General features: G+C 38.4%; 26 protein-coding genes and 1 pseudogene. 2 read left to right on the top strand and 25 right to left on the bottom strand.

The window, feature by feature from the left end; translation table 11 throughout:
• Nucleotides 1-4: 4 nt before the first annotated feature.
• The 11 genes from PG418_RS08420 to PG418_RS08370 form a co-directional block, all read right to left on the bottom strand.
• Nucleotides 5-232, bottom strand: a complete 228-nt coding sequence (locus PG418_RS08420) for a hypothetical protein (RefSeq protein WP_330378273.1) — start codon at nt 230-232, stop codon at nt 5-7.
• A 101-nt stretch (nt 233-333) separates the two neighbouring features.
• Complete coding sequence (locus PG418_RS08415; protein ID WP_008373762.1) at nt 334-585, bottom strand: hypothetical protein; 252 nt, start codon at nt 583-585, stop codon at nt 334-336.
• A gap of 417 nt (nt 586-1,002) precedes the next feature.
• A complete protein-coding gene (locus PG418_RS08410) occupies nt 1,003-1,119 on the bottom strand; it encodes a putative holin-like toxin (RefSeq protein ID WP_022085598.1) in 117 nt (38 codons plus the stop codon).
• A gap of 182 nt (nt 1,120-1,301) precedes the next feature.
• Entirely contained in the window at nt 1,302-1,820 is a 519-nt protein-coding gene (locus tag PG418_RS08405; RefSeq protein WP_055156133.1) for a GrpB family protein, read from the bottom strand.
• Between the two features lie 16 nt (nt 1,821-1,836).
• A complete protein-coding gene (locus PG418_RS08400) occupies nt 1,837-2,592 on the bottom strand; it encodes an NUDIX domain-containing protein (RefSeq protein WP_498837301.1) in 756 nt (251 codons plus the stop codon).
• A complete protein-coding gene (locus tag PG418_RS08395; protein ID WP_055248363.1) occupies nt 2,592-3,227 on the bottom strand; it encodes an HD domain-containing protein in 636 nt (211 codons plus the stop codon). The genes PG418_RS08400 and PG418_RS08395 overlap by 1 nt, the downstream gene beginning before the upstream one ends.
• Nucleotides 3,228-3,514: 287 nt before the next feature.
• Nucleotides 3,515-3,814: a type II toxin-antitoxin system RelE/ParE family toxin gene (locus PG418_RS08390; RefSeq protein ID WP_055248365.1), complete on the bottom strand. Its 300-nt coding sequence runs from the start codon at nt 3,812-3,814 to the stop codon at nt 3,515-3,517.
• A gap of 1 nt (nt 3,815) precedes the next feature.
• Nucleotides 3,816-4,064: a type II toxin-antitoxin system prevent-host-death family antitoxin gene (locus tag PG418_RS08385; RefSeq protein ID WP_055248367.1), complete on the bottom strand. Its 249-nt coding sequence runs from the start codon at nt 4,062-4,064 to the stop codon at nt 3,816-3,818.
• Between the two features lie 127 nt (nt 4,065-4,191).
• Nucleotides 4,192-5,247 (bottom strand): helix-turn-helix domain-containing protein, encoded by a 1,056-nt coding sequence (locus tag PG418_RS08380; protein WP_055248369.1) that lies wholly within the window; start codon nt 5,245-5,247, stop codon nt 4,192-4,194.
• 162 nt (nt 5,248-5,409) lie between these two features.
• Nucleotides 5,410-5,997: a helix-turn-helix transcriptional regulator gene (locus tag PG418_RS08375; protein ID WP_055248371.1), complete on the bottom strand. Its 588-nt coding sequence runs from the start codon at nt 5,995-5,997 to the stop codon at nt 5,410-5,412.
• Nucleotides 5,998-6,140: 143 nt separating this feature from the next.
• Nucleotides 6,141-6,560, bottom strand: a complete 420-nt coding sequence (locus PG418_RS08370) for a hypothetical protein (protein ID WP_242859489.1) — start codon at nt 6,558-6,560, stop codon at nt 6,141-6,143.
• Nucleotides 6,561-6,581: 21 nt separating this feature from the next.
• Between PG418_RS08370 and PG418_RS08365 the strand changes: the two are divergent.
• Nucleotides 6,582-6,905: pseudogene (locus PG418_RS08365) on the top strand (helix-turn-helix domain-containing protein); the annotation flags it as partial.
• A gap of 500 nt (nt 6,906-7,405) precedes the next feature.
• On the opposite strand, the gene PG418_RS08360 reads toward PG418_RS08365, so the two are convergent.
• From PG418_RS08360 to PG418_RS08340, 5 genes are all read right to left on the bottom strand, one after another.
• Nucleotides 7,406-9,157 carry a metallophosphoesterase gene (locus PG418_RS08360; protein ID WP_195250622.1) on the bottom strand — a complete coding sequence of 584 codons (1,752 nt, stop codon included), beginning with the start codon at nt 9,155-9,157 and terminating at the stop codon, nt 7,406-7,408.
• A 171-nt stretch (nt 9,158-9,328) separates the two neighbouring features.
• Nucleotides 9,329-10,534 (bottom strand): tyrosine-type recombinase/integrase, encoded by a 1,206-nt coding sequence (locus tag PG418_RS08355; protein WP_009244191.1) that lies wholly within the window; start codon nt 10,532-10,534, stop codon nt 9,329-9,331.
• Nucleotides 10,535-10,601: 67 nt separating this feature from the next.
• Nucleotides 10,602-10,787: a helix-turn-helix domain-containing protein gene (locus PG418_RS08350; protein WP_004844108.1), complete on the bottom strand. Its 186-nt coding sequence runs from the start codon at nt 10,785-10,787 to the stop codon at nt 10,602-10,604.
• A complete protein-coding gene (locus PG418_RS08345) occupies nt 10,780-11,916 on the bottom strand; it encodes a replication initiation factor domain-containing protein (RefSeq protein WP_022431989.1) in 1,137 nt (378 codons plus the stop codon). The genes PG418_RS08350 and PG418_RS08345 overlap by 8 nt, the downstream gene beginning before the upstream one ends.
• Before the next feature lie 114 nt (nt 11,917-12,030).
• Nucleotides 12,031-12,363: a hypothetical protein gene (locus PG418_RS08340; protein ID WP_009244196.1), complete on the bottom strand. Its 333-nt coding sequence runs from the start codon at nt 12,361-12,363 to the stop codon at nt 12,031-12,033.
• Nucleotides 12,364-12,646: 283 nt separating this feature from the next.
• Here PG418_RS08340 and PG418_RS08335 point away from each other — a divergent pair, with 283 nt between their 5' ends.
• Entirely contained in the window at nt 12,647-13,486 is an 840-nt protein-coding gene (locus PG418_RS08335) for a helix-turn-helix domain-containing protein (RefSeq protein WP_117683121.1), read from the top strand.
• 170 nt (nt 13,487-13,656) lie between these two features.
• Here PG418_RS08335 and PG418_RS08330 read toward each other — a convergent pair whose 3' ends face one another.
• The 9 genes from PG418_RS08330 to PG418_RS08290 all read right to left on the bottom strand — a co-directional run bounded on the left by PG418_RS08330 (nt 13,657) and on the right by PG418_RS08290 (nt 21,171).
• Nucleotides 13,657-14,025 (bottom strand): hypothetical protein, encoded by a 369-nt coding sequence (locus tag PG418_RS08330; RefSeq protein WP_004844112.1) that lies wholly within the window; start codon nt 14,023-14,025, stop codon nt 13,657-13,659.
• Nucleotides 14,018-15,151: a hypothetical protein gene (locus PG418_RS08325; RefSeq protein ID WP_004844113.1), complete on the bottom strand. Its 1,134-nt coding sequence runs from the start codon at nt 15,149-15,151 to the stop codon at nt 14,018-14,020. The genes PG418_RS08330 and PG418_RS08325 overlap by 8 nt, the downstream gene beginning before the upstream one ends.
• Before the next feature lie 232 nt (nt 15,152-15,383).
• The gene (locus PG418_RS08320) at nt 15,384-16,349 is read right to left on the bottom strand and encodes a DUF4116 domain-containing protein (RefSeq protein WP_195250621.1); all 966 of its coding nucleotides are present in this window, start codon (nt 16,347-16,349) and stop codon (nt 15,384-15,386) included.
• Nucleotides 16,350-16,530: 181 nt separating this feature from the next.
• A complete protein-coding gene (locus PG418_RS08315) occupies nt 16,531-17,823 on the bottom strand; it encodes a plasmid recombination protein (protein WP_119998675.1) in 1,293 nt (430 codons plus the stop codon).
• Between the two features lie 129 nt (nt 17,824-17,952).
• The gene (locus tag PG418_RS08310) at nt 17,953-18,228 is read right to left on the bottom strand and encodes a hypothetical protein (RefSeq protein ID WP_021869279.1); all 276 of its coding nucleotides are present in this window, start codon (nt 18,226-18,228) and stop codon (nt 17,953-17,955) included.
• Nucleotides 18,229-18,302: 74 nt separating this feature from the next.
• Nucleotides 18,303-18,536: a hypothetical protein gene (locus PG418_RS08305; protein WP_055168133.1), complete on the bottom strand. Its 234-nt coding sequence runs from the start codon at nt 18,534-18,536 to the stop codon at nt 18,303-18,305.
• 100 nt (nt 18,537-18,636) lie between these two features.
• Complete coding sequence (locus PG418_RS08300) at nt 18,637-19,767, bottom strand: AAA family ATPase (protein ID WP_055168131.1); 1,131 nt, start codon at nt 19,765-19,767, stop codon at nt 18,637-18,639.
• Nucleotides 19,764-20,087 carry a plasmid mobilization protein gene (locus PG418_RS08295; protein WP_021869175.1) on the bottom strand — a complete coding sequence of 108 codons (324 nt, stop codon included), beginning with the start codon at nt 20,085-20,087 and terminating at the stop codon, nt 19,764-19,766. The genes PG418_RS08300 and PG418_RS08295 overlap by 4 nt, the downstream gene beginning before the upstream one ends.
• Entirely contained in the window at nt 20,071-21,171 is a 1,101-nt protein-coding gene (locus PG418_RS08290; protein ID WP_021869174.1) for a site-specific integrase, read from the bottom strand. The genes PG418_RS08295 and PG418_RS08290 overlap by 17 nt, the downstream gene beginning before the upstream one ends.
• Nucleotides 21,172-21,180: the final 9 nt, after the last annotated feature.

Genomic DNA, 21,180 nt, shown 5'->3' with positions numbered 1-21,180 from the left:
CTGCTTAGTGGATTGTTGCCGCCTCAAAAACACCAAGAAAATGTCGGGCATAGCGTTTTCCTGCAGTAAAAAGTGCTGTTCCCAACGCAAGGCATCCTCCAATGTAGCTGAAATTCAACAGATAGAACAAGTTTCCTTTAGCCTTCCACAACGTGATTGCCACTGTCTCAAATAACAAAAATAATAGAAGTGACGCTATATATTTGCGAAGCACATTATTCTTTCTCATCATTATCCTCTTGCTCCTCTGATTTCTTATTTTTTCTCAGCACATCAATTGCAGGGCCGATGCTAACACCCATCATAACCCCCAGACACATTCCAAGACCAATATCATCTATTAGAAACCCAATAACTATACCTAAGCTTAGTCCGATAGCAATCCAGTAAAATATCATGTTCTTTTGCAGTAAGAGGTAAAATCTTATCTTCCCATATATCCTGTGCATTAGCTAAATCAATAATCCTGGACTCATTGATTTCATACTGTCCTGGTAATGGAATATACTCTTCTATAAATGAATCTTCTATTTCTTCAATAAGTTCTGAATTATCTTCGCCATCATCTTCTAATTTAACCTTCATTTTCTATCATCCCGCTAATTTTCTATAATCTCCCAGTAGCCGCTCTTAGGCGATCCATGTCTTATAAGTATGGATGATGTTTCGTTTTCCTTCTGTCATTTGTATACGATGTACAGGTTTCTTTTATCTTGCCATAATAAAAGGCCCTCCTAATGATATTTATTGTATCATAGAAGAACCTTATAAACATTATTTTACAGAAAAGGTTTCATACTCTCATGGTTGTCAAAAAAGACACTGACCGCCTTACTGTAAAAATTTTTCCAAATTAGTGAAACCTCTTGAATTATTAGACATAAGATGATAATATCTAATTAAACAGAAAGCACCCACTCCAAAGGTGGATGCTCCGAGTTTAGGTTAATGAATGTCCTTAAGGACACCGCCTATCCTGTGGATCAGACAGGATAGGCATTTTTATTTTCGCTTGTTTCTCTTATCGAGAAAGGCAAGCAACGCTACAATCAAGCTACCAAAGGACATCAACAATGCTAATATCCCAATGAAAATCGAAATGATCTCATAAGCTGTCATCGGCGCCACCTCCCTTCCTATGTATTCCGGTTGCCCGGTATCATAAAACTCGGGAGGCTACCTCTACGCTCCGCTCCGGTCGGCGCTAAACAAGCGTCCCCCGGACGCTTAACGCCCTGTCATGGGTACTTTCCTTAGATAGTATCCTAACATAAGAACTAATGCCTCTGCAAGGGAAAAAATTATTGGTTATCAAGAATAAGGTCTATCATATCTTGCTTTCCATTAGTGTATGCTACTCTATCATCTGCATACTTACTTTCCAGTTCTTCCTTTACCTTCTGATACTGCAAAGCCATATTCTCATTATCATTTAGATAATCTCTGAAATGAATATAATTTTTCCACTCAGTTCCGTTCCATTTCACAATATGAATATGGTGCGTTCTTGTATCATTTTCCATATCGCCCATTACATAAAGAAACTGACGTTCCACATCTGAACCACGATAAAATATTCCCACTTGTCGTAATTGCTCATTATGTAACATTACTTTATCAAAATCAGTTACCCCAACGACAATATCAATAATCGGTTTTGCTTTAATTGCCGGTATTGCTGTACTTCCAATATGCTGTATATCAATAGCATCATCTCCTAATATAGATTTAAGTATTTTGATTGTTTGAATGGCAGCCTCATCCCACTGTTTATCATGTGGTTCAAGCTGCACTATTCCTCTTTTTAATCCTAATGACATAGCAATCTCCTTAATATTACATCACAATTTCACTGTCGAAATATTGTTCCTGAAAATGAATCTGTCTCCTGATTTCTTCCTTTGAAAAAGTTACTCCGTCTGGCACAACTACCCACTTTTCTTCTATATCATCTTTTCTCCGAACAATGGCAATAATTTTACCTGTAAACTTCTTTACTGGTTCATTTACACCTAATATATAAGCGTCCTGCTCTTCTCCATCTGGTGCCATAACTCCTTCAATGTAACCATAATTTATTGGATAATACATATCCTTATATTCAGGATGATAACTTCCTAATGGTCTATCGACTGTGACAGTTACTGTTGTTCCAATTATAGAATTATTTTTTACCTGTAAATACTTCTCTATCAATTTCGGCTGTATCAACGGATATGTCCAGTTCTCAGGCAACTCATCCATAAGCACAACTTTCTCCATTTCGCTATGTAATTCTTTCGCAAACTCTGTTATCTCTGCAAAACAAAGCAGTCCAAATGTTTCTTCACCTGTATCATTTACTCTAGTCTTACCTGTCACCGAATATACACATATTGGTTTTATCTCAAATTTGATAGCTTCAGTCTCTTCCTGCAACTCCCTTTTAGCTGTTTCAAAAATATCCTCTCCAGCTTCTCTATGCCCTCCCGGCACTTCATATGTATCTCTTTCTTTATGTTTGCAGAAAACCCACTTGCCATTACTTTGTGAGATAATTACTGCAAATTTTAATAGTTCATCATTAACTGTATCATAAAATTTTACTTCCATCACATTTTCCCTTCCCATTCCAGCATAAACTCATTCAGAAATTCCTGCATTACAACCTGTCTATGTTCTGCCAGTTTCTTTCCCTCAGTCGTATTCATCATGTCTTTTAACAAGAGCAACTTTTCATAGAAATGATTGATGCTTGTAGAATCTTGATTATTCCGATACTCTTCTTTGTTCATTCCCATTTTAGGTTTTATTTCCGGATCATAAATCTTTCTTCCCCTACTACCACCATATGCAAGTGTTCTGGCAATTCCAATAGCTCCTATAGCATCAAGTCTGTCTGCATCCTGCACACATTTTCCTTCTATGGTATCAGGTACGACTGAATCAGCTCCTGCAAATGAAACTTCATCTATAATTTTGCATACCGCCTCTATCCTTTTACCATCTATTTTGTTAATTGTCATAAAATCAACTGCATTTTTCTTGGTAGCATAAGTGTCCGGAGAAAGCTTAATATCGTCCACATCATGTAACAGAGCCGCCAACCGCACTGTTTTAACATCTGCATTTTCCTGTTTTGCGATTTTAGTAGCCAGTTTATATACTCGTATCGTATGATAATAGTCATGACCACTACTGTCTCCCGAAAATATACTTTTTATAAATCTCTTTTCATTATCTGTCATCTTTTCTCCTAATCAACCTAACAACGCAATATATTGATTTATGAAAGTCATTACTCTCCCCACAAATAGAGCCAAACCAGAGCCATTTGATAAAACAAATGCCGGAAACCCGCATAAATACAGGCTTTCGGCATTTTAGTCCGTTATTCAAACTCGCAAATAAAATCTTATCACTATACACTTTTGTATAGGGATTATGGTTCTATCTGGTTTTATATGTGTTCCACTGTCCAAAGTCCACAGACTGTACTGAACGGTGTTATCAATTTGTTATCACATCTCTGTTATCAATCAAAGATTCTCGTGATATCCTGATATCGGTTAACTACACGATAAATCTCTACATATTCGTTACCGACCTTGTAGATAATAACATAATCTTCCCATATCGCATATTTATAATCTGTCCGAAAGCTGACCCGTTTGGAGAGATCCGACCCCATTTCAGGAAACATCTGAAGGTTTTCAAATTTACCGTAAATTTCCTTTATGGTCTTTGCTGCATATTCTTCGTTATCTTCAGCAATATAATCTCGGATGTTTTTCAAATCCTTTGCAACAATCGGATTGATCCGCAATTTTAACATCTTATTCCCCCACAAGTGCTTTCAGTTCGTCCAGATCCAGCCAACCTTCGCCATCTTTCACTGCTTCTTCAGCTTCCTGCAGCTTCAAGAGAAGCTTTTTCTCTGCACGGTCACGCTCATAATCTTCAATATCCATGACAACGAAACGTCCTCTGCCATTCTTAGTCAGATATACTGGTTCTCCTTTATGACATTTTTTCAGGACTTCATTATAATTTCTCAAATCAGATACTGGTAAAATATTTGCCATATTCTTTCAGCTCCTTCCTTTGATTTTAAATTGTTTCTGCTACTTCTATTATACACAAAAAGCTGTAAAATTCAACGTATATTTTTACAGCTTTTATTTTATCATTTCTATATATTTTTATCACAATCTATTTCAAATATTGAGAAAAAATCGCCTCCATTTCTTTATTTCCTTTCAAAAATTCATACTCTTCTTTATTTTCAATTTCTGTAGCTAATGCATGAACAAAATTATTTCCAACGCCTGAAAAAGACTTTCCCTGTACTGTATCCACATATCTGTAATATAAAGGTGATTCCACCATCTTCCATGGCTTCTGTGACTCCATCAGCACTTCTTTTATCAACTGAATACATTTTTCTACATCCTTTCGATACACGGCAATCAATAGATATGGTACTACTTTACCGTAATCCCACAGACCAAATAATGATACCATATGTTCTGTGATTTCGGCAATCTCCTCTGCTTTACAATGATTTCCGGTTTCTTCTTCCATTTCTATCAACTTATACAGATAGTTTTGTATATTCGTAACTGTCTGCATCAGTTTTCCCTCTAAAAAGAACGCTGCAATATCTGTCCCTTCCTGGTGTGCTAGTACATTCGTTTTCATAATTGTGGCATCTATCACAGTATCTGGAATTTTATCCAAAAAGATATTTGCTTCTTTATATTTTTCCATTTGTATATATTTCGCTGCAAGCATAAAAATACTGGAAATCCTTACCTTTTCATTCGGACTTTCAGCAGTTCGTTCCAGCCATTCAACAATCACATTATTGCATTCCAACTTTTTCTCATCATCGACATCGGATAAAGTTAACGCCGCATTTAAAACAGTAGCAATTGAATAAATCAACGAATCACAATGAGGATATTCCTTTATTTTATTTTTTCCCATCTCAAAAGCTTTTATAAAGCTATCCAATGAAACTTCCGAAAGCTCATTCACAAATTGTCCAATCTCTTTTTCTGTCAATTCTTCACGAAATGAAAATAGTTCATTCATATCAATTTTTAATAATCGAGCAATTGCCGGAAGTAATGATATATCTGGATATGTGTTTCCTTTTTCCCATTTATTTACCGCAGGAGTAGAAACGTCCAAATAATCCGCCACCTGTTCTTGCGTTAATCCCGCAGTTTTCCGATAGTTTTTTATCTTCTCACCAATTTGCATTGTTCCTACCTCCTGTTTATATTCTCATTATAGTATTTCTAATATGTGTTTACAATTGAGCCTTCGTTTAATTATGGCTTCGATTTCTTAACTACCGGTTAAAATCTGCGAGAAAAATGCTCTATTTTATAATTCTACAAATCAAAATATACTTAAATTTAATTAATTCAAGAATACGTGCATCAGTACTCCAATTAAGAAGCAAATCATCGCTGTAACACCCGCACTGATAATAACCTTTAATATATTTTGATAAGGACGTTTTCCCACTTCAACTGCCTTATGAAGTTCATCCAATTTTTTTCCCTCCGTAAATGCAACAATTTCCTTATAGGTTTGTATATCATTTTTCTTTTTTAGTTTTTCAACCTTTAACGCCCAGTATATTGTAATAATAAATAAAATCCCAAACGGAATATACGCATACCTTCCGAGCCACATAAACAAAGGTACTGCCGATATAATCAACACGGCCAAATGAACTGTATAGATGGAACCATAATAATTAAACTTTTTAATTTCTTGCTCGCTAATAATTTCTTTCATTTTCTCTATATCTCCTTTAATTAATTGATCGAGAGACACATTAAACAATGAACTAAGAAGTAACAAGCTATGAATATCAGGATAACTCTTTTCGTTTTCCCAATTAGAAATTGTCTGTCTTGTTACATATACCTTTTCTGCCAATTCCTCCTGTGATAGATGAAGCTCTGTTCGGTATTTTTTTATCTGTATACTCAGCTCCATATAATTTCCTCCCTTCGCAAGTAATTTGTTCTCTTGATCTGAGCCAAGAATAATCATTTTTTCATTATCTGTCTATCAAAGATATTTTACTTAACGGAAAACACAATGTCAAAAGAGTTTTACACTACAAAACTCATACCTTTTCAGCAATTTTTATTTTCATCTTTGTAAAGAGCAGCCTTTCGACTACCCTTTCGACTCACATATATACTCTTCCAATTTTCCACCTCTTTTGTAAGTTCTTTAACCTGCACAGCCATTGCCGCAACCTTATTTTTTATCTGAAGAAACAGCGGTTTGATTTTTTTGTCCCGGTAGGTCGCTGCCCGTTCCAACGTACCAGCTTCCGGTAACAACATTTTAACTGTTCCATATTCTTTTATTTCCTTACTCACATTATCCATAATCGGCTGTAACTGTTCCCTGCGTTCTTCCAGGCTTTTTAATTGTTTTTCTGCTGTTTCTGCACGCTTTTCTGCTGCTTTTTTATCTCTGACCGCCTGTTCTTTACTTTCCTTCAAAAGCTGTATATCTTCTCTGGATTCTGCGATTTGTACGGCCAATCCTTCGTTCTCTGCTGAGGTGCCCGCAGTCCAAAAGAAAACTATCTGAATGCACTGGCTGATATTTTTGATGTCTCTCCGCATGCACTGGCTGTCCCGGATATTGACAGCTATGTAGGACTTATGCATACCTTATTTACATTAGAAGACCTTTACGGACTTCATATTGGTGAGATTGACGGAGAACTCTGCCGCCGGCTGGACAAATCCAAAGGAACCACCTACCTTTCTATGTTTGATATGTTCCATGCATGGCAGGAGCAGGCAGAAAAACTGAAATCCGGAGAAATCACTCAGGAAGAATATGACCAGTGGCGGTATAATTATCCAAAAAACTACAAATAAAAACCAACGAAAAAAGGCCTTACCAAATTGATTTCACTCAATTCAGTAAGACCTTTTTGTTGGTTTCACACATATTACCTGATAACCACAAGATTCCGGATAAATAATGCCAAAATCTCTCGTGTTATCATTTTGTTATCAAATAGAACTTTATCTGCCCTGAAATGCCCTGTTTATAAGGGATTCCAGAAAATTTTTATTACTCAAACTCGGCGTGTCCCTCGTTGTTATTAACTGTATTTGTTTAATTTTTATGCAAATACACACCGATTTTTACTTCGATTACATCATTTATTCTGGCTTGCTGATTTTCTGTTGCCAAAATGTTGCCACGCCTTTATTATAGCAAATCTTCGCAGATTGACAATACATTTTTGAAATGTTACGCAATAGAAGCCCGTTTTCGAGGATATAGGTATAAAGTATCACACCCTCTCCCACAGCGTTTGAAATTCCTTACAAAACAAGCATTTCAGAATGTCTAAAACGTAACATTACCATTAAATACTCTTTTCATCAATCATTAGTCTGTCATCTACAATTTCGTCAATTTTGTTCGATTGTTTAATCCTATTTACAAAATCGTAATTGAGTAATTCTTCATTCCAAAGACGTACAATATTTTTCTCCGCACAATACTGTAAACTTTTTATAATTCGAGAAATTTTATATAGATAACCTCCCTCATCATACATGGAATCTTCATTTTCCCATTCTTCCATCTGCCCCGAATACTGAATAGTCGGTAAATTATGCACAGATTCTTTTTCAAGCCTCAAATAATTATTAGCCATTAACTTGCAACTATCATGTGCTTGCAGTAAAGCCTTAAAATCTTTGTATACAATTCTTGATTTTACATCATAAGCAAAATATGGTGTCACTTTCCCATCTATCGGATTAACAAACAAATGACAATATGAAAATCCTTCTAATTCATTAGGTCTTTCTACATCAACAATGCAACCATGTATCTTTCCAGAACCGCCAAGATGTTTGATAAATTCGGAAATTCTCTGTTGACCTCCCACGTACCTGTATAGTAGTTGATTTACATTTTCCACATATTTTTTGAGGTTATCATAATAATAAGCTAAATCCTCTATCCTATTTCGTCCTAATCTCCCCAACTTTCCACCATTCATAAGATATAGTGATTTTCCTCTTGAACGTTTGGAGTATTCACAGTATATCAAAAATAAATATATACTATTTCTTTTTAGCATATAAATTGTTCCATCTTCCCTTTTAAATGACATGGAAACCAATTTCCCTCTGTTAAAATCAATATACTGCTCCCGTGTTATTTCATGTATTCCGTCTTGATAATAAGCAAATATATCATAATTATTATCACAATAGAAATATTTTAACCCAATATTCTTTGTTCTATATCCAATTTGGTTATCAGCATATATAGTTCTTCTATCGCTCACTTCATAAAAGTTTTGGTGATTGTGCCCATTCAAATATATCCAATACGGATTATGTGGTTCAGTATTCCAGTCTCCTTTTTTGACGTGTGTAAGGACAATAACTCTGCTTTTGTCTAAGCTTTTTAATATTTTGGTGTATATCGTATTAAAACGAATTGCCTCTTGTATATCTTTCCTCAAAGCTGCTTCTCTTGATAATTCATCAAAACTTTTCCCATATCGAATATTTGAGGCATTGAATTTTTCATTTAAACCACTAAATCCTATTCCACCCAAAATAATGACCGAACAACATTGAGACTTGCTCCTTATTTCTTCTTCACTCATTTTCAATATTTCTACTTCACTGAATATCTCACATTTTTTCCTATCTTCTACACACATTAAATCATTTTGTAAAAATATTATACCTAAATCATCAAAAAATTTCCTATATATTTCTATATTATCTTCCATGTCAATACAAGGATCCCATAATTCGTGATTACCAGGCACAACCACTATCTGATTTGGATTCCACCACTGTATAAGTTCGTTATAAAAAATAGCGGCAAACTCAAAAATAGATGAAGTATCTCCTGCAATCAGCAAATAGCTATTATATGGCCTGGTTCCAATGGAAGAAACCATACTTCTTGCTAAATACTTTATATATGAGCGTATTTCTTCTTTTGTTGCCTTATCCTTAAATTTATTGCAAACTCGATGTGCTAAGTGAATGTCACTAATATAAAAAAACGGAATATGACTAATATCAAATCGCTCATGTTCATCATCATCTATAGGTTTGGGATAACAAAATTCATTAGGTATCATAATCTCATTCCTTTAGATAACTATAAAACAACGAAGCCCGTTAGCCCTTGTGGTTAGCGGGTTTTCGCTGTTCTGTACTTGTTGCAAAATCCGCTTCGGTCAAATCTCGGTCAAATAATTTTCTAAAGAAATGTTGCACCTTTTCTATTCTCTTTCTTATTCTTGTTCTGATTATATGATTTCCTTATACAAATTCTGTAATTTATCCATTTCCGATTTTGCTTTATCATCTGTGACGTGCGTATACAAATCCAGTGTGATTGCTATGGAATAATGTCCGAGGAATCCTTGTACTACCTTTGCGTCAATCCCGGCTTCAAAACAACGCGTTGCAAAAGTATGACGAAGTGCATGTGGATAAAAATGCGGAATCGGTATAAACACTGTCTTGTTTTTCTCTGCCTGCTTTTTTCGTTCCTTATTGATAGATTTTTCTATCCAGTCTAACGTCACTTGAAAGGTGTGTTCTGTAATCGGTTTTCCGTTCTTTCCAACAAACACAAGATTTTCAAATCCCTCTAATGGTTGCCATTCACTAGCTGACAACTGCATTTCTTTCAACTGAATCCACTGACGTTTTAAAGCCTTATACACACTGTCCTGCATGGGAATCGTCCGTATACTGTTCTTTGTCTTTGGTGTCTGGTACTTGAATACATACTTCTTTGTTTCCTTATCTTTGATATACACCAACGTTTTATTTACAGAAATTTCCCGTTTCCGAAAATCTACATCATCCCATGTAAGCCCAAGCAGTTCTCCGCCACGCATTCCCGTTCCGAGTGCTACCTGTATGAGATTCTCGTGTATTCTCTCCTTTGCGTGTTCCAATACTTCCCGTTGTTCTTTCACAGTCAGTACCCGTATCTGTTTTGTCTTTGTTTTGGGAACTTCCACTCCTGCACATGGGTTGAATGTAAGAATCCTGTTATGCACTGCATATTTGAACATAGCATTGAGAATATTATACACATCCCGTATAGTCTTTGTGCTGTAATCATCATCTGCCATATTCTGAAGCAGACGTTCCAAAATAATCGGATTAAAATCTGCCACACGTTGTTTTCCTATCTGCTTCTTTATGTAACGTCTGTAAAAATCATCATAACGTACTTGTGTACTCTCCTTGATAGTCCGCTTCTTATGGGTATTCAGCCAGATATCAAACCATGTATCCAGAGTGATATTATCGCCCTTTCCTTTCAACCCATGCTTGACTTCATAGCGTAAATCTTCCATTTCTTGAACTAACTTTTTTAAGTCCGCATTATCTTTTGTATACGTTTCTCCTTTGTAATAAAACCGCCCTCTGTAAATTCCGCTTTTTCTCTGCATAATTCCCGGCGGTAATGGATTTCCTTTTAAGTCCTTGCCCAATCTGCACGCTCCTTTCCGTGCAAGGACTATCAGAACTGGTCTGACAGTATTATATGCTTATTTGTGTTTATACTGCAATTACTTCATATTTATTTTTCAGATTATGCCCTTCGTTTTTCTTCAAAAACTGGTCTAAAACCTCAGAGCGTATAAGAATCTTATTTCCAATCCTTATGACCGGAATCTTCTGCCATGTAATCAGCTTTCGCAGATTATTTCTTCCAATTCCCGTATACTCTGACGCTTCATTCACTGTAAGGGCTTTCTTTGTCTGTATCGTTTTCTGTGTATGTTCTGTCAAAGATTCTCCTTTCTTCTTCCCTCAAAAGGAAAGATTTTTTATAGTCCTCATATATGCGTTGTTGTTCTTCGTTCATCTGCCCCCGTTCTATTAGCTGGCGGATATAATCTCTGTTATCCAGTTTTCCGATTTTATCCATTAGCTTTAAAGAGGGCGAAACTGCTACGTTCAGCCACTGCCATGTTCGTTCCAGTGTCTTTTTCTCTGGATTCATGGTCAACTTTATCTTCCCTACATCCTGCATGAGTTCTTCCCACGGGGGATAAGTAGGATAAAGCCGTTTTCTTGTAACCGTGCTGTTTTCCGGCTTCTGTAAAAACCGCACTTTCTCGTTTAATACAGACAACGCAATCCGTGCCACATCCCTGTCTTTCAGAAGTTCTTCTACTAATCTGACCGCTTTTTTGTGCCGGAATCGAAGTTCATATCTGTTCCAGTCCGGGTTGAGTTCTTTTCCGAACTTTTCTGCCTGTTCATATCCCTTTTCATAGAATGTAATCCGAAAATCACTGTGTTTACTGCCGAGATATAGTGTTTTTCCCTGCGCTTCTATTTCATCCTCTTTCAGTCTATCAGAACGATTCTCTGCTGTATCACGCAACTGACTAGATATCAGCCCCTCGTTTTTCAGACGAATCAATTCCGGGATAGACAGATAAGGCTTTGTATCGTCGATTGCCAAGTCTATCCTCGGAAAATTCACCGGGTATCTGCAAACTCTTTCCAGAAAATCAAACCATGTTTCCTTATTCATCATAAGGAAATTTTCATAATTCCTGCACCCCGAACCACTCATAAGAATCTGAAATCCCTCATACTGTGCATTTCCTGTCGGTTTCAGAATCTTGATATTGTCAAATCTTGCTATCAGTTCGTGTCCAGCAATTCCTTTTTCCTTACCATGCAGTTCCATAAAACTCAGTGGAATCCGCAAGATATCTTCTATGATTATGAACACGTCTACACCTTTGACAGTAATCTGACACCAGTCAATCAGTGCTGTCAAATCTTCTTTCTGACGAGTTACCCCCCTGTTAGTATAGGGGGGTTCTGAAATTTTCATTACCTCTGTTATCATCATCCCTGCCTTTCGTAGTATGCCGTGGCTTTCGCCACGTTCCCGGAACTTCCTCTACTCCCTTTGCTCCTTTCACGCTGTACGGAGCAGTCCGCAGAGAATTTCCGGGAACAGTCTCTACACGTTTCCTTTTCCGGTAACAACACGGATACCCTTGCAGGAGATTCTGTCCACCAATACCGGGAAGTTTCCTCTCTGCACATAAGGGGCATATACCGCTTCTTCTAGTTCTACCACTGTGTAAGGCTCTACCTTTGGAAGTTCTGTTGCTTCCAGACGGATATCTACGCTGTTTCCAAGTTTCATGCTTCCGAGGTGAAGTTTCAATGCTTCCACTTCCTCGGTTTTCTTCCGGGTTTCCTTATCATACTTGTAGCAGTAGTCTGCTCCCATGTAACGGAGTTCCCCGAACGCTTCTCTGACCTGTTCTTTTGTCAATGTAATCTGCATGCTACATTTCTCCTTTTTTGAAATCATGGTGAATGAGTGTCTGGTAAGTGTGACAAGTCCTTTTCATATCCACGTCTATATTTATTTCATTACTTTTCTCCTTACCTCTTAACCTCATCATAGACCTGTTTTTTCTTCTTGTCAACAATTATTTTACTTTTTCCCTTACTTTTTATTTTTGTATTTCAAACGCTTAACTATATCTTTTTATAACTTATTATAATTTTACCCTTACATTTATCCTTATCTTGTGTTATGATGAAAACAGAAACGAGGTGTGCATATGTTTGTGAATAAAGAAGCAGTAGGAAAACGAATTTTACAGATACGCAAGAAATACGGTTACAGTATGCAGAAGTTTGGGGAAATCATAGATAATGCCCCGAAAGGCTCTGTAAACAGTTGGGAAAAGGGTGTGAATCTTCCCAATGAGAAACGCTTGAAGCAGATTGCCACGTTGGGCAATATGACGCTGAATGAACTTCTGTATGGTTCATTTAAAGAATATGTAGATATGCTTATCACAGAAAAACTGGGGATTGAACTGCCGGAAGAATTTACCAGAACTTTCTATTCTCTTTTAGAGCAGAACGGATTTACCTACGGGGATGATATCGAGATTGTCCGGCTTGTAAACGGCTTTCTGACTTATCATAACCTTACAACAAAAGAAACCGCCATTTTCTATCAGCCAACTGCATACTCCGGCGATTATTTTGACGGTATCATACAAAAAGAGGATTCTTCCGTTCTGGTCTGCCGGGCATATGCAGATAAGGCAAACAACACCTTACATATCATTCCGGCTTTTGAGAATGGACAGACTGAGGAAGTAGCAGACTTCTTTCATGCACTGAAAAGCATAACCGCTCCACACAACAACAATTATTTCACTTCCGGCTTTCTGACACTCGGACTGGCATTGAGAGATTCCAAAGTAATTATCTATGGAATTGATGAAAAACAGGGAACAGCACAGGTAATCCCTTACGAATATGATTGCGAATCAGACGCTTATATCCAGAATGAACATCTGTCATATACCAGACAGGATAGCTTTTTCCGAGAAGCCACGAAAGAAGCGGTCTATCGGAAAATGCAATCCGACAGAAGTAACCCATAAGATAAACAAGAGGACTTGCAAGGTTTGTGACCTTTCAAGTCCTCTTATGTATCATGATGGTATTGGCTGTGTCCGTTCCGTAAAGGACTGCCCTACGGCGTCTCGGCTTCGCCTTGTTCCTTTACCTCACTAATAATAATGTTCTGATAGCAGAACTCTTACTTATACTTTTATCTTACTATTCTTTCAATTTTTACCGTTTCACCATCAATATTATACTTAAAAAAATAAAATTTAATAACATTTCCTTCTGATACTTGTTCTAGATCACCTTTACACTTAGTACAATCTAAACTAACTTTTGTCGTATCAAAAAATAGACTACTTTCTTCCTTCTCATTTAGTTCTATTAAAAGTGTATCAAAAGTTTTCTCTACAACAACCCCACTCAAATGAAACCAATGAGAATTATCATCTCCACTAGAACGCAACTCCATATTTTGACGATTCTCCTTAAAAACATTTCCTTTTACGCCAAGCACAATTAATACTATTGCAAGCAAAAGTATGATTAACAAAATCAATCGTTTCTTATCCATTAAATGTAGTCCCCGATATGTCTGTCCAACTATCAAAATCAAAATTCAAATAACGTACTGTATCCCCCCATCCATCAAATACCATCAATGTATGTACTGTATTTCCAGAATTATATGCTCGCAAAGTTGCATATCCCTCTGCTGCCATTGAATGCCCCGCACGTTCTCCAGTATCACTGCTAATTATACCACAATGGACAACTGCTATATCTCCTCTATCAATGCAATTAGTGAAAAAATTATAATTGGGACTATAGTCAGTATTTTGTGTTACAGAAACATTCTTTCCAGCACAAAAGTCCACAAATCCAGGTCCAATATTGCCAATAGTTGTTGAACCATATGTTATTCCTCCACTCTCCGATGAAACTGTCGTTCCTGTTGAATCCCAAATATCCATATAATCACCTGCAATATCTGTATAATCAACAGCATTATAATATGCACCACATGCTAATAATGCACTAACTGCACATGCATAATGTCCTGTTACACTTTCTATATACGGCTCATTAAAGGAAATAAATTCTTGAAGATGATTTGTTGAAACAAGCGTGTAGTTTTCATAAACTTCATCAATATCTAGCAAAACCTCATCCCAAGTAGCTGGGTCTTTTCCCCTACTCTCATTCAAGGACAGTACTGTTTTTTCTAATGTTTCACCATAATTCGTTCTAATCTTTCCCAAATTATCAACAATACCATATTCAAACGGAGCTATTTTATATATTTCAGAGGTATTTGCTTTTTCACTAAATACATTTGCTTCACTTTGATAAATCACCTCATATGGATTTGCTGAATTATTACCAAATGAGTATTCTGATATCAAAGATTCACACGTAGTATCAAAAACTACATATCCATATGGTTTGTTTTCTAAATTGTAATTTACAATATATCCAATAGCTTGACCTGTTGTATCATAAAATTTTCTCGGATTATTAGCAACAATATTGCTATTTTCTCCTATTCCCTTTGCAAAACGTTCTGCCATCTGTATCGCCAAATCATCCGTAACATTTACAACAGAAGTATTCTCCGATGCATGGACAGGAACTATTGACATAATAGTCAATATAAAGATTGTCAAAAGTGAAGCAAATCGTTTAAAAATTTTTCTCATAAATATCCTTCCTCCTTAGATTATATATTTACTTTAATATTATATCTTATTCCCTATTTTGTCTATATTTTTTTATGTTTATTTCAAATATTTCATTCTATTTTATTTTTATCAAACTATTTTCAAACAAATCCAAACAAAGAATCTCGGGGCAAATTTCGGTCAAATCAGGATAAATAAATATAACACTTTATATGTAAGTCAATTTTAAAAAAGCCTGTAATTCCGGGCTTTACAACACTTTGTAACACAATATAAACCAGTTCGATAATCCCTCATTACTTCCCATAAATTCATCTGAATCTGTTTCCAAAATCTTTTTAATAGATGAAAAATATGTCCCGTCATATAATCCTTGTAATTGCAATATTTCACTATTGATAGTAGCACCATCAATATTATATTGCTTTAAATCTATTCCTTTAAAATCAAAATTTCTTAATTCTGCATCAAAAAGATCTCCATCTAAAAAGCTATAAAACTTGTCAAAGTCTCCAAATTCCATCACAACACAATATGATTCTTCTATCATCTCATTTTCATCAAATATTGAGGCATGTTGTCCACATACAACCTTAATTTTTACACAAAATTTTCCTTCTTCGGAATTATAATACTTGTGTATAAAATGTAATTTTCCTTTCGTTTTTTGATAGTTCAGAATATCATCAACAATTTTTATCTGCTCTGGCATATACTGTGCAACAGAAAAATCTTCTTCCATACAACTTATACAAAACGCCCTCACATCTGGGCGGTTAGGCATATACATTAACCATTTAGAATTATGCTCTACAACCTTTTTAATTAAATCAATTTCTGTGTTATTGTCAAACAATTCATATCTTTTTTCTCGTGATACATATGATAAAGTACTTACATCTTTTTTAATAGCATTTATACAAATTCTCAATGTCCTAAAATTCTCTGGTACATTATTCAAAAGTTCCGGGTCTGCCTCAACTGCCAATTCGCACATTTTCCTCGTAATAAATTGACTAGGAACATACCGAAATGCCTGTCCATCCTTTTTTACCGCTGCCAAGCACATTTTTGAATCCAAACATTTTCTGGACACAAATTGTAAAGCTAAAGGATTCTGTCTAATAGCCATTTTGCAAATATCTATCGTTTGTTCCTTTTTAGGAATCTTTTTTAGTAACATACCATCCTTTTTTAATTCCTTTGTAATATCCATTCTCCCTTAACCTTTCTTCAGCCTTTATATTTTAATTATAACTTCTTCGTTTGAAAGAGTAAATGGAAATAGCAAATCCCCACCAGCCAGTCAAGAGTAAATTAACGGCTACGCCACTCTTGACTAACTGGCGGGGATTCGCTTCATGCAGCTAAGAGGTCTTTAAGCAGCCCTCCGCCTGTCAGCGGGCTTCCCGATTATGTTTTCTCCTTGCAGCCCGTTTCTGCTCGGCTTCTATCTGTTCCTGCTGCTTTACCCGGTCAATCACAGCATTAACCTGTTCAGAGCCGACCACAGCTTTTATACGCCCAAAATCTTCCACCACTATCCTCAATTCCCGGTTTTCCTCCAAAACTTCTTCCAGCCTGTTTGTCAGTCGCTCGTTTCCGCTCCGTTCCCTGTTATACGCCGCTTGCAGCTTTGTAAACTTATTTGAAATATCCAGATATGCCGAATAAACGGAGCGCATAACTTGTACAATTTTCTTTACCAGCGGTTTTGCTTTCTTTTCCCGATACGACTTTGCAGATTCCATAACCGCCGCTTCTGGAAGCGTCTGCTCCGGATCTGCGGAAAAGTCTGCCGCCAGCTTTTCCATGTTCTTTACCATAGGAGCAAGTTCATTCATGCGCTTCTGATATTTGTCCGCCTGTTTCTGTGCTTTCTCTGCTTCCTGCCGGGACTCCTGCAAATCTTCCTGTAAGGAACGAATCTCATCATCAACCTGTAACAACTGTTCATGCAAATCTTCGTTGATTTCTTGAAAAGTAGCGTTTTCTTCCTGCAATTCCGCTTTTTTCGTTTCCAGTTCTGCAACTTCCTTTGCCCGCTCCTTTTTTTCAAAATCCAAGACAGATAAATGCTTTTCATGTGTGCCTTTCTTCTCCCACTCAATCCCATGTTCCAGCATGACAGCGGCAAGCTGTTCTTTCTCATAAGCCACCCACTGATTTAATTCCGTTTCCCGTCTTGCGCCGCCTTTAAATCCGAGAGCAGATAACGCCTGTTTCAAAGAAACTCTTGTATCAAGTCCCCGCTTGCTTCCTGTCGTATACGGTACAAAATCTATATGCAAGTGGGGCGTTGCTTCGTCCATATGAAGATAGGCACTGAACACCCTCAACGTAGGATTTCGTTGCTGAAAGTCCTGCATATATTTATCCAACACTTTTACCGCAAGCTGTCCGTTCTCCGTTTTCGCTCCCATGTTGTCCTTATCCCCGATTTGCAGGATAATCTCATGGAATGGTTTTTCCTGCTTGCCGGAACAGATTTTCCCATAATAATCATCAATCCGGCGGTCACTTCTAGTCTGCTTCTCATTGTACCGGGCGAGTGCTTCATCAAACAATTCGTGATATACGTCCTTAATATTTTCGTTGCAGTATTCCACGTTCCGACAGCTTCTTTCCGGGTCAGTATTCTTTGCATGAAATTTTCTGCTGTTATGGTTGACAGAGCCTTTTCCTGTCATAAAGCTGATTGTTCGCTTCAATCAATATCCTTTCTCCCTGTTCGGGTAATCAGCGCCGGATACGGCGCATAAGCTTTGTTACTTTCGCCGAAAGTAACGCAAAAGCACTTTTGACAGCCGTTCCGTCCATCAAAAGCTGCCTTTGCGCTCTGCCGAGGGCTTTTCCGTCCTACGGACGGGCGGCTGTTCCCGCCGCTTTGCTTCCGCCATAGCTTTTCGGATAGCCGAAAGTACGTTTTCTACTGTACATTCCTCCCACCCACACAGCCATACCAGCGTCCGCATTTCTGCCGCAGTCAGTTCCACATCTCCAAAGATTTCATTGAATGCGGCAATCCTACGGGCTTCATTTTCGTAAAAATATTTGTTCACGTTCCGGGTTCCCCATTCCGGCTGAATTATCATCAAATCACACCTTTCTCGTTATCTGCTATCCACAGGAGCGTGACACGCTCCTGTCTGTTATCATCAAAGGAAAACTACCAGCGGAAGCTATCCGGCACTCCACGTTTTTCCAGATATTCCTGTCTGGCATTTTCCCGTTCTTCCTGTGTGGGCGCAGTCTTATATTTCGCATATAATTCATGGCGCACCAGAGAATCCAATTTCTGCTCCAATCCCTGCCGGATTTCATTCAGACAATCATCATCTTCCATTAGATGATAGCGGAGCAGAGATACAAACAATTCATAAGGAATTTGCACGTTTTTCATCACTTAATCCTTTCTGCGTCGGTTTGCGTCGATAGCGTCAATATTTTCTATACCAGCCCACTGTAAAAAATACCGTCGCAACCGACGCATATCGTCGCTTTTACTCTCTCGGCTCAAGCCGTTTCAGAACAATCTTCCTTTCATGCCCTCGCTTATTGTCATAGAAAATTCCATAGTTATTAAGCAACTGACTATTGACTACATTCAATTTTCTGGAAAGCACGTTTGCCTGTATCTGCATATCCGGCAACTGGCTCACAAGTTCTGTTGCTGTCCCCTCCCATTCCGGCTTATCCTCTGTCAGAAAATTGTTGATTGCTTCCAGCAGAGGATTCGGCGGTTGTTTCCACAGTTCCGTCTCCGCCTTTTTAAATTTCCAGACGCAGCACTCCCGGTCAAACTCTATGGTCAGTTCCTGATCCGGCTGGTCACGCCCCACAATATCCAGCACCGCCTCATTGTCAGTACGCTTTTTCTTGTGCATGATAAACGCCCCGTCTGCCGCTCCAAGCAACCCATTTGTGCCGGAAATCATATCAAAGCTGTCCTCGGATTCCAGCTTGCGTGTGTGATGAACCACCAGCAGGCAGATACCGTATTTATCGCTGAACGATTTTAACTTTGTCACAATCTCGTAATCACTGGAATAGCTGTACCTGTCCCCGCCAACCTCACGCACTTTCTGGAGCGTGTCAATGATAATCAGCCTTGCGTCTGTATGCTCTTTCAGAAATTCCTCTAATTGCCTGTCTAATCCCTCATTCAAGGTCTTTGCCTGTGTCGCAAAGTACAGGTTATCCGCACATTCCACACCGAACATACCGGAGAGTCGGCGCTGAAGCCTTGCGTAATCATCTTCCAGTGCCAGATACAGCACCGTCCCCTTTCGGACGGGATAATCCCACAGTGGAAGCCCCATTGCCACATGGTAGGCAAGCTGCCCCATAAAGAACGATTTTCCAACTTTCGGCGCACCTACAAAGAGGTAAGTACCGCCGTAGAGAAACCCGTCCACAACCGGTGTTCTCGGTGGATATACGGTATCATACAGTTCCGTCATGGAAACGATTTGAAGCCCGCCGCTCCTGGATTTCTCCGGGTTTTGTGCGGCTTGCAGATTGATTTGTGCTGTTTCATTTGCTATAATTTCTTTGTGATTTTTTGTATTCGGCTGTTCCCTATCTGCGCCAACAGATAATACGGGAGCAGTCGTTTTTATTTTTTCTGTCATTCATCTTCTCCTTTCAGACCGTCTAATGTGATTCCGATTACCTGTAACGTATAGAGCAGTTCGTCATTGTCCGGGCTTAATGCTTCCAGCCGCTTCAATTCCTCGTAGATAGCCGCCATTTGATTTTTCAGAGCCTTATACACCCTCGGATTACCCTGTACCACCACGTCCCGGCACAGCAGCCGCCTTGTGATGTAGTCCTGCTTCGTCAATCCCGACAGTGCCACCAAATCGTTAAGCAGATTCGCTTCCTCGTTCGATACCCGGAACGCTACTGTATGATTGCGCCACCGCCCTTTGTAATCAAGTGTTCTTTCCATTTGTATCCTCCTTTGTCATTCGCTCCATTTCCAATTTTTCTGCCATTTCCGTCTGCACCGTAGGGAATAAATGAGCATAGCGGTAAGTGATTTTCTCCGCTTCATGCCCCATGCGCTCCCCAATCGCCAACACCGAAAATCCCATGTCGATTAACAGAGAAACCGCACTATGACGAATATCATGCACACGAATCTTTTTCACTCCTGCCTGCTTCGCCCCTCGCTCCATCTCATGGTTGAGATAGGATTTCGTGACCGTAAACAACCGCTCGTCTGGCTGAATGTCGTAAAGCATTTTGATATATTCCCGTATTTCCTCACAGAGAAATGGCGGCATTTTGATTGTACGGTTACTCTTTTTTGTTTTCGGACTTGTGATAATATCCCGCCCTTTAGATCGGTGAAACGTCTTGCTGATTGTGACTGTCTGCTTCTGAAAATCAAAATCAGCCGGAGTGAGTGCCAGCAGTTCGCCGGAGCGGATTCCGCACCAGTAAAGCATTTCAAAGGCATAATAGGAACGGGGCTTATCCATCATGGCTTCGGAGAATTTCAGATATTCCTCTTTCGTCCAGAAGTCCATTTCTTTCGGAACCTCATTTCCCATTGTGCCGGCCCGCCTTGCCGGATTGTAGGGCAGGTTATAGAAGTTCACAGCATGGTTGAAAATTGCTGTAAGCTGGGCGTGTATGGTTTTCAGATAATCCGCCGAATAAGGCTTCCCTTTCTCGTCCCGGTACGCCATGAGTTCATTCTGCCATGCGATAATGTCTTTTGCTTCAATCTCCGCTATCTTCCGATTTCCGAAATACGGTAAAATCTTTGTGCGGATTACATGGCTTTTGGATTCCCATGTGCTTTCCTTGACACGCTGTTTCTTGTCGGCTTCGTAAACCTCAAAGAAGCTGGCAAATGTCATATCCAGCTTTGCACCTTGTTTCAGCATGGCTTCATGTTCCCACGCCTGTGCTTCCCTCTTCGTAGCAAATCCTCGTTTCTGGGTCTGCTTCCGCTCCCCTTTCCAATTCGTGAAACGATAGATTACCCGCCACGTTCCTGTAGCATTGTCTTTGTATACAGCCATTCAAATCAT

The organism is Bariatricus sp. TF06-38A (assembly GCF_027690675.1).
Taxonomy (GTDB): domain Bacteria; phylum Bacillota; class Clostridia; order Lachnospirales; family Lachnospiraceae; genus Allocoprococcus; species Allocoprococcus comes.
Note: the sequence above shows the minus strand (reverse complement) of the source record. Positions and strands in the feature narration are given on the sequence as shown.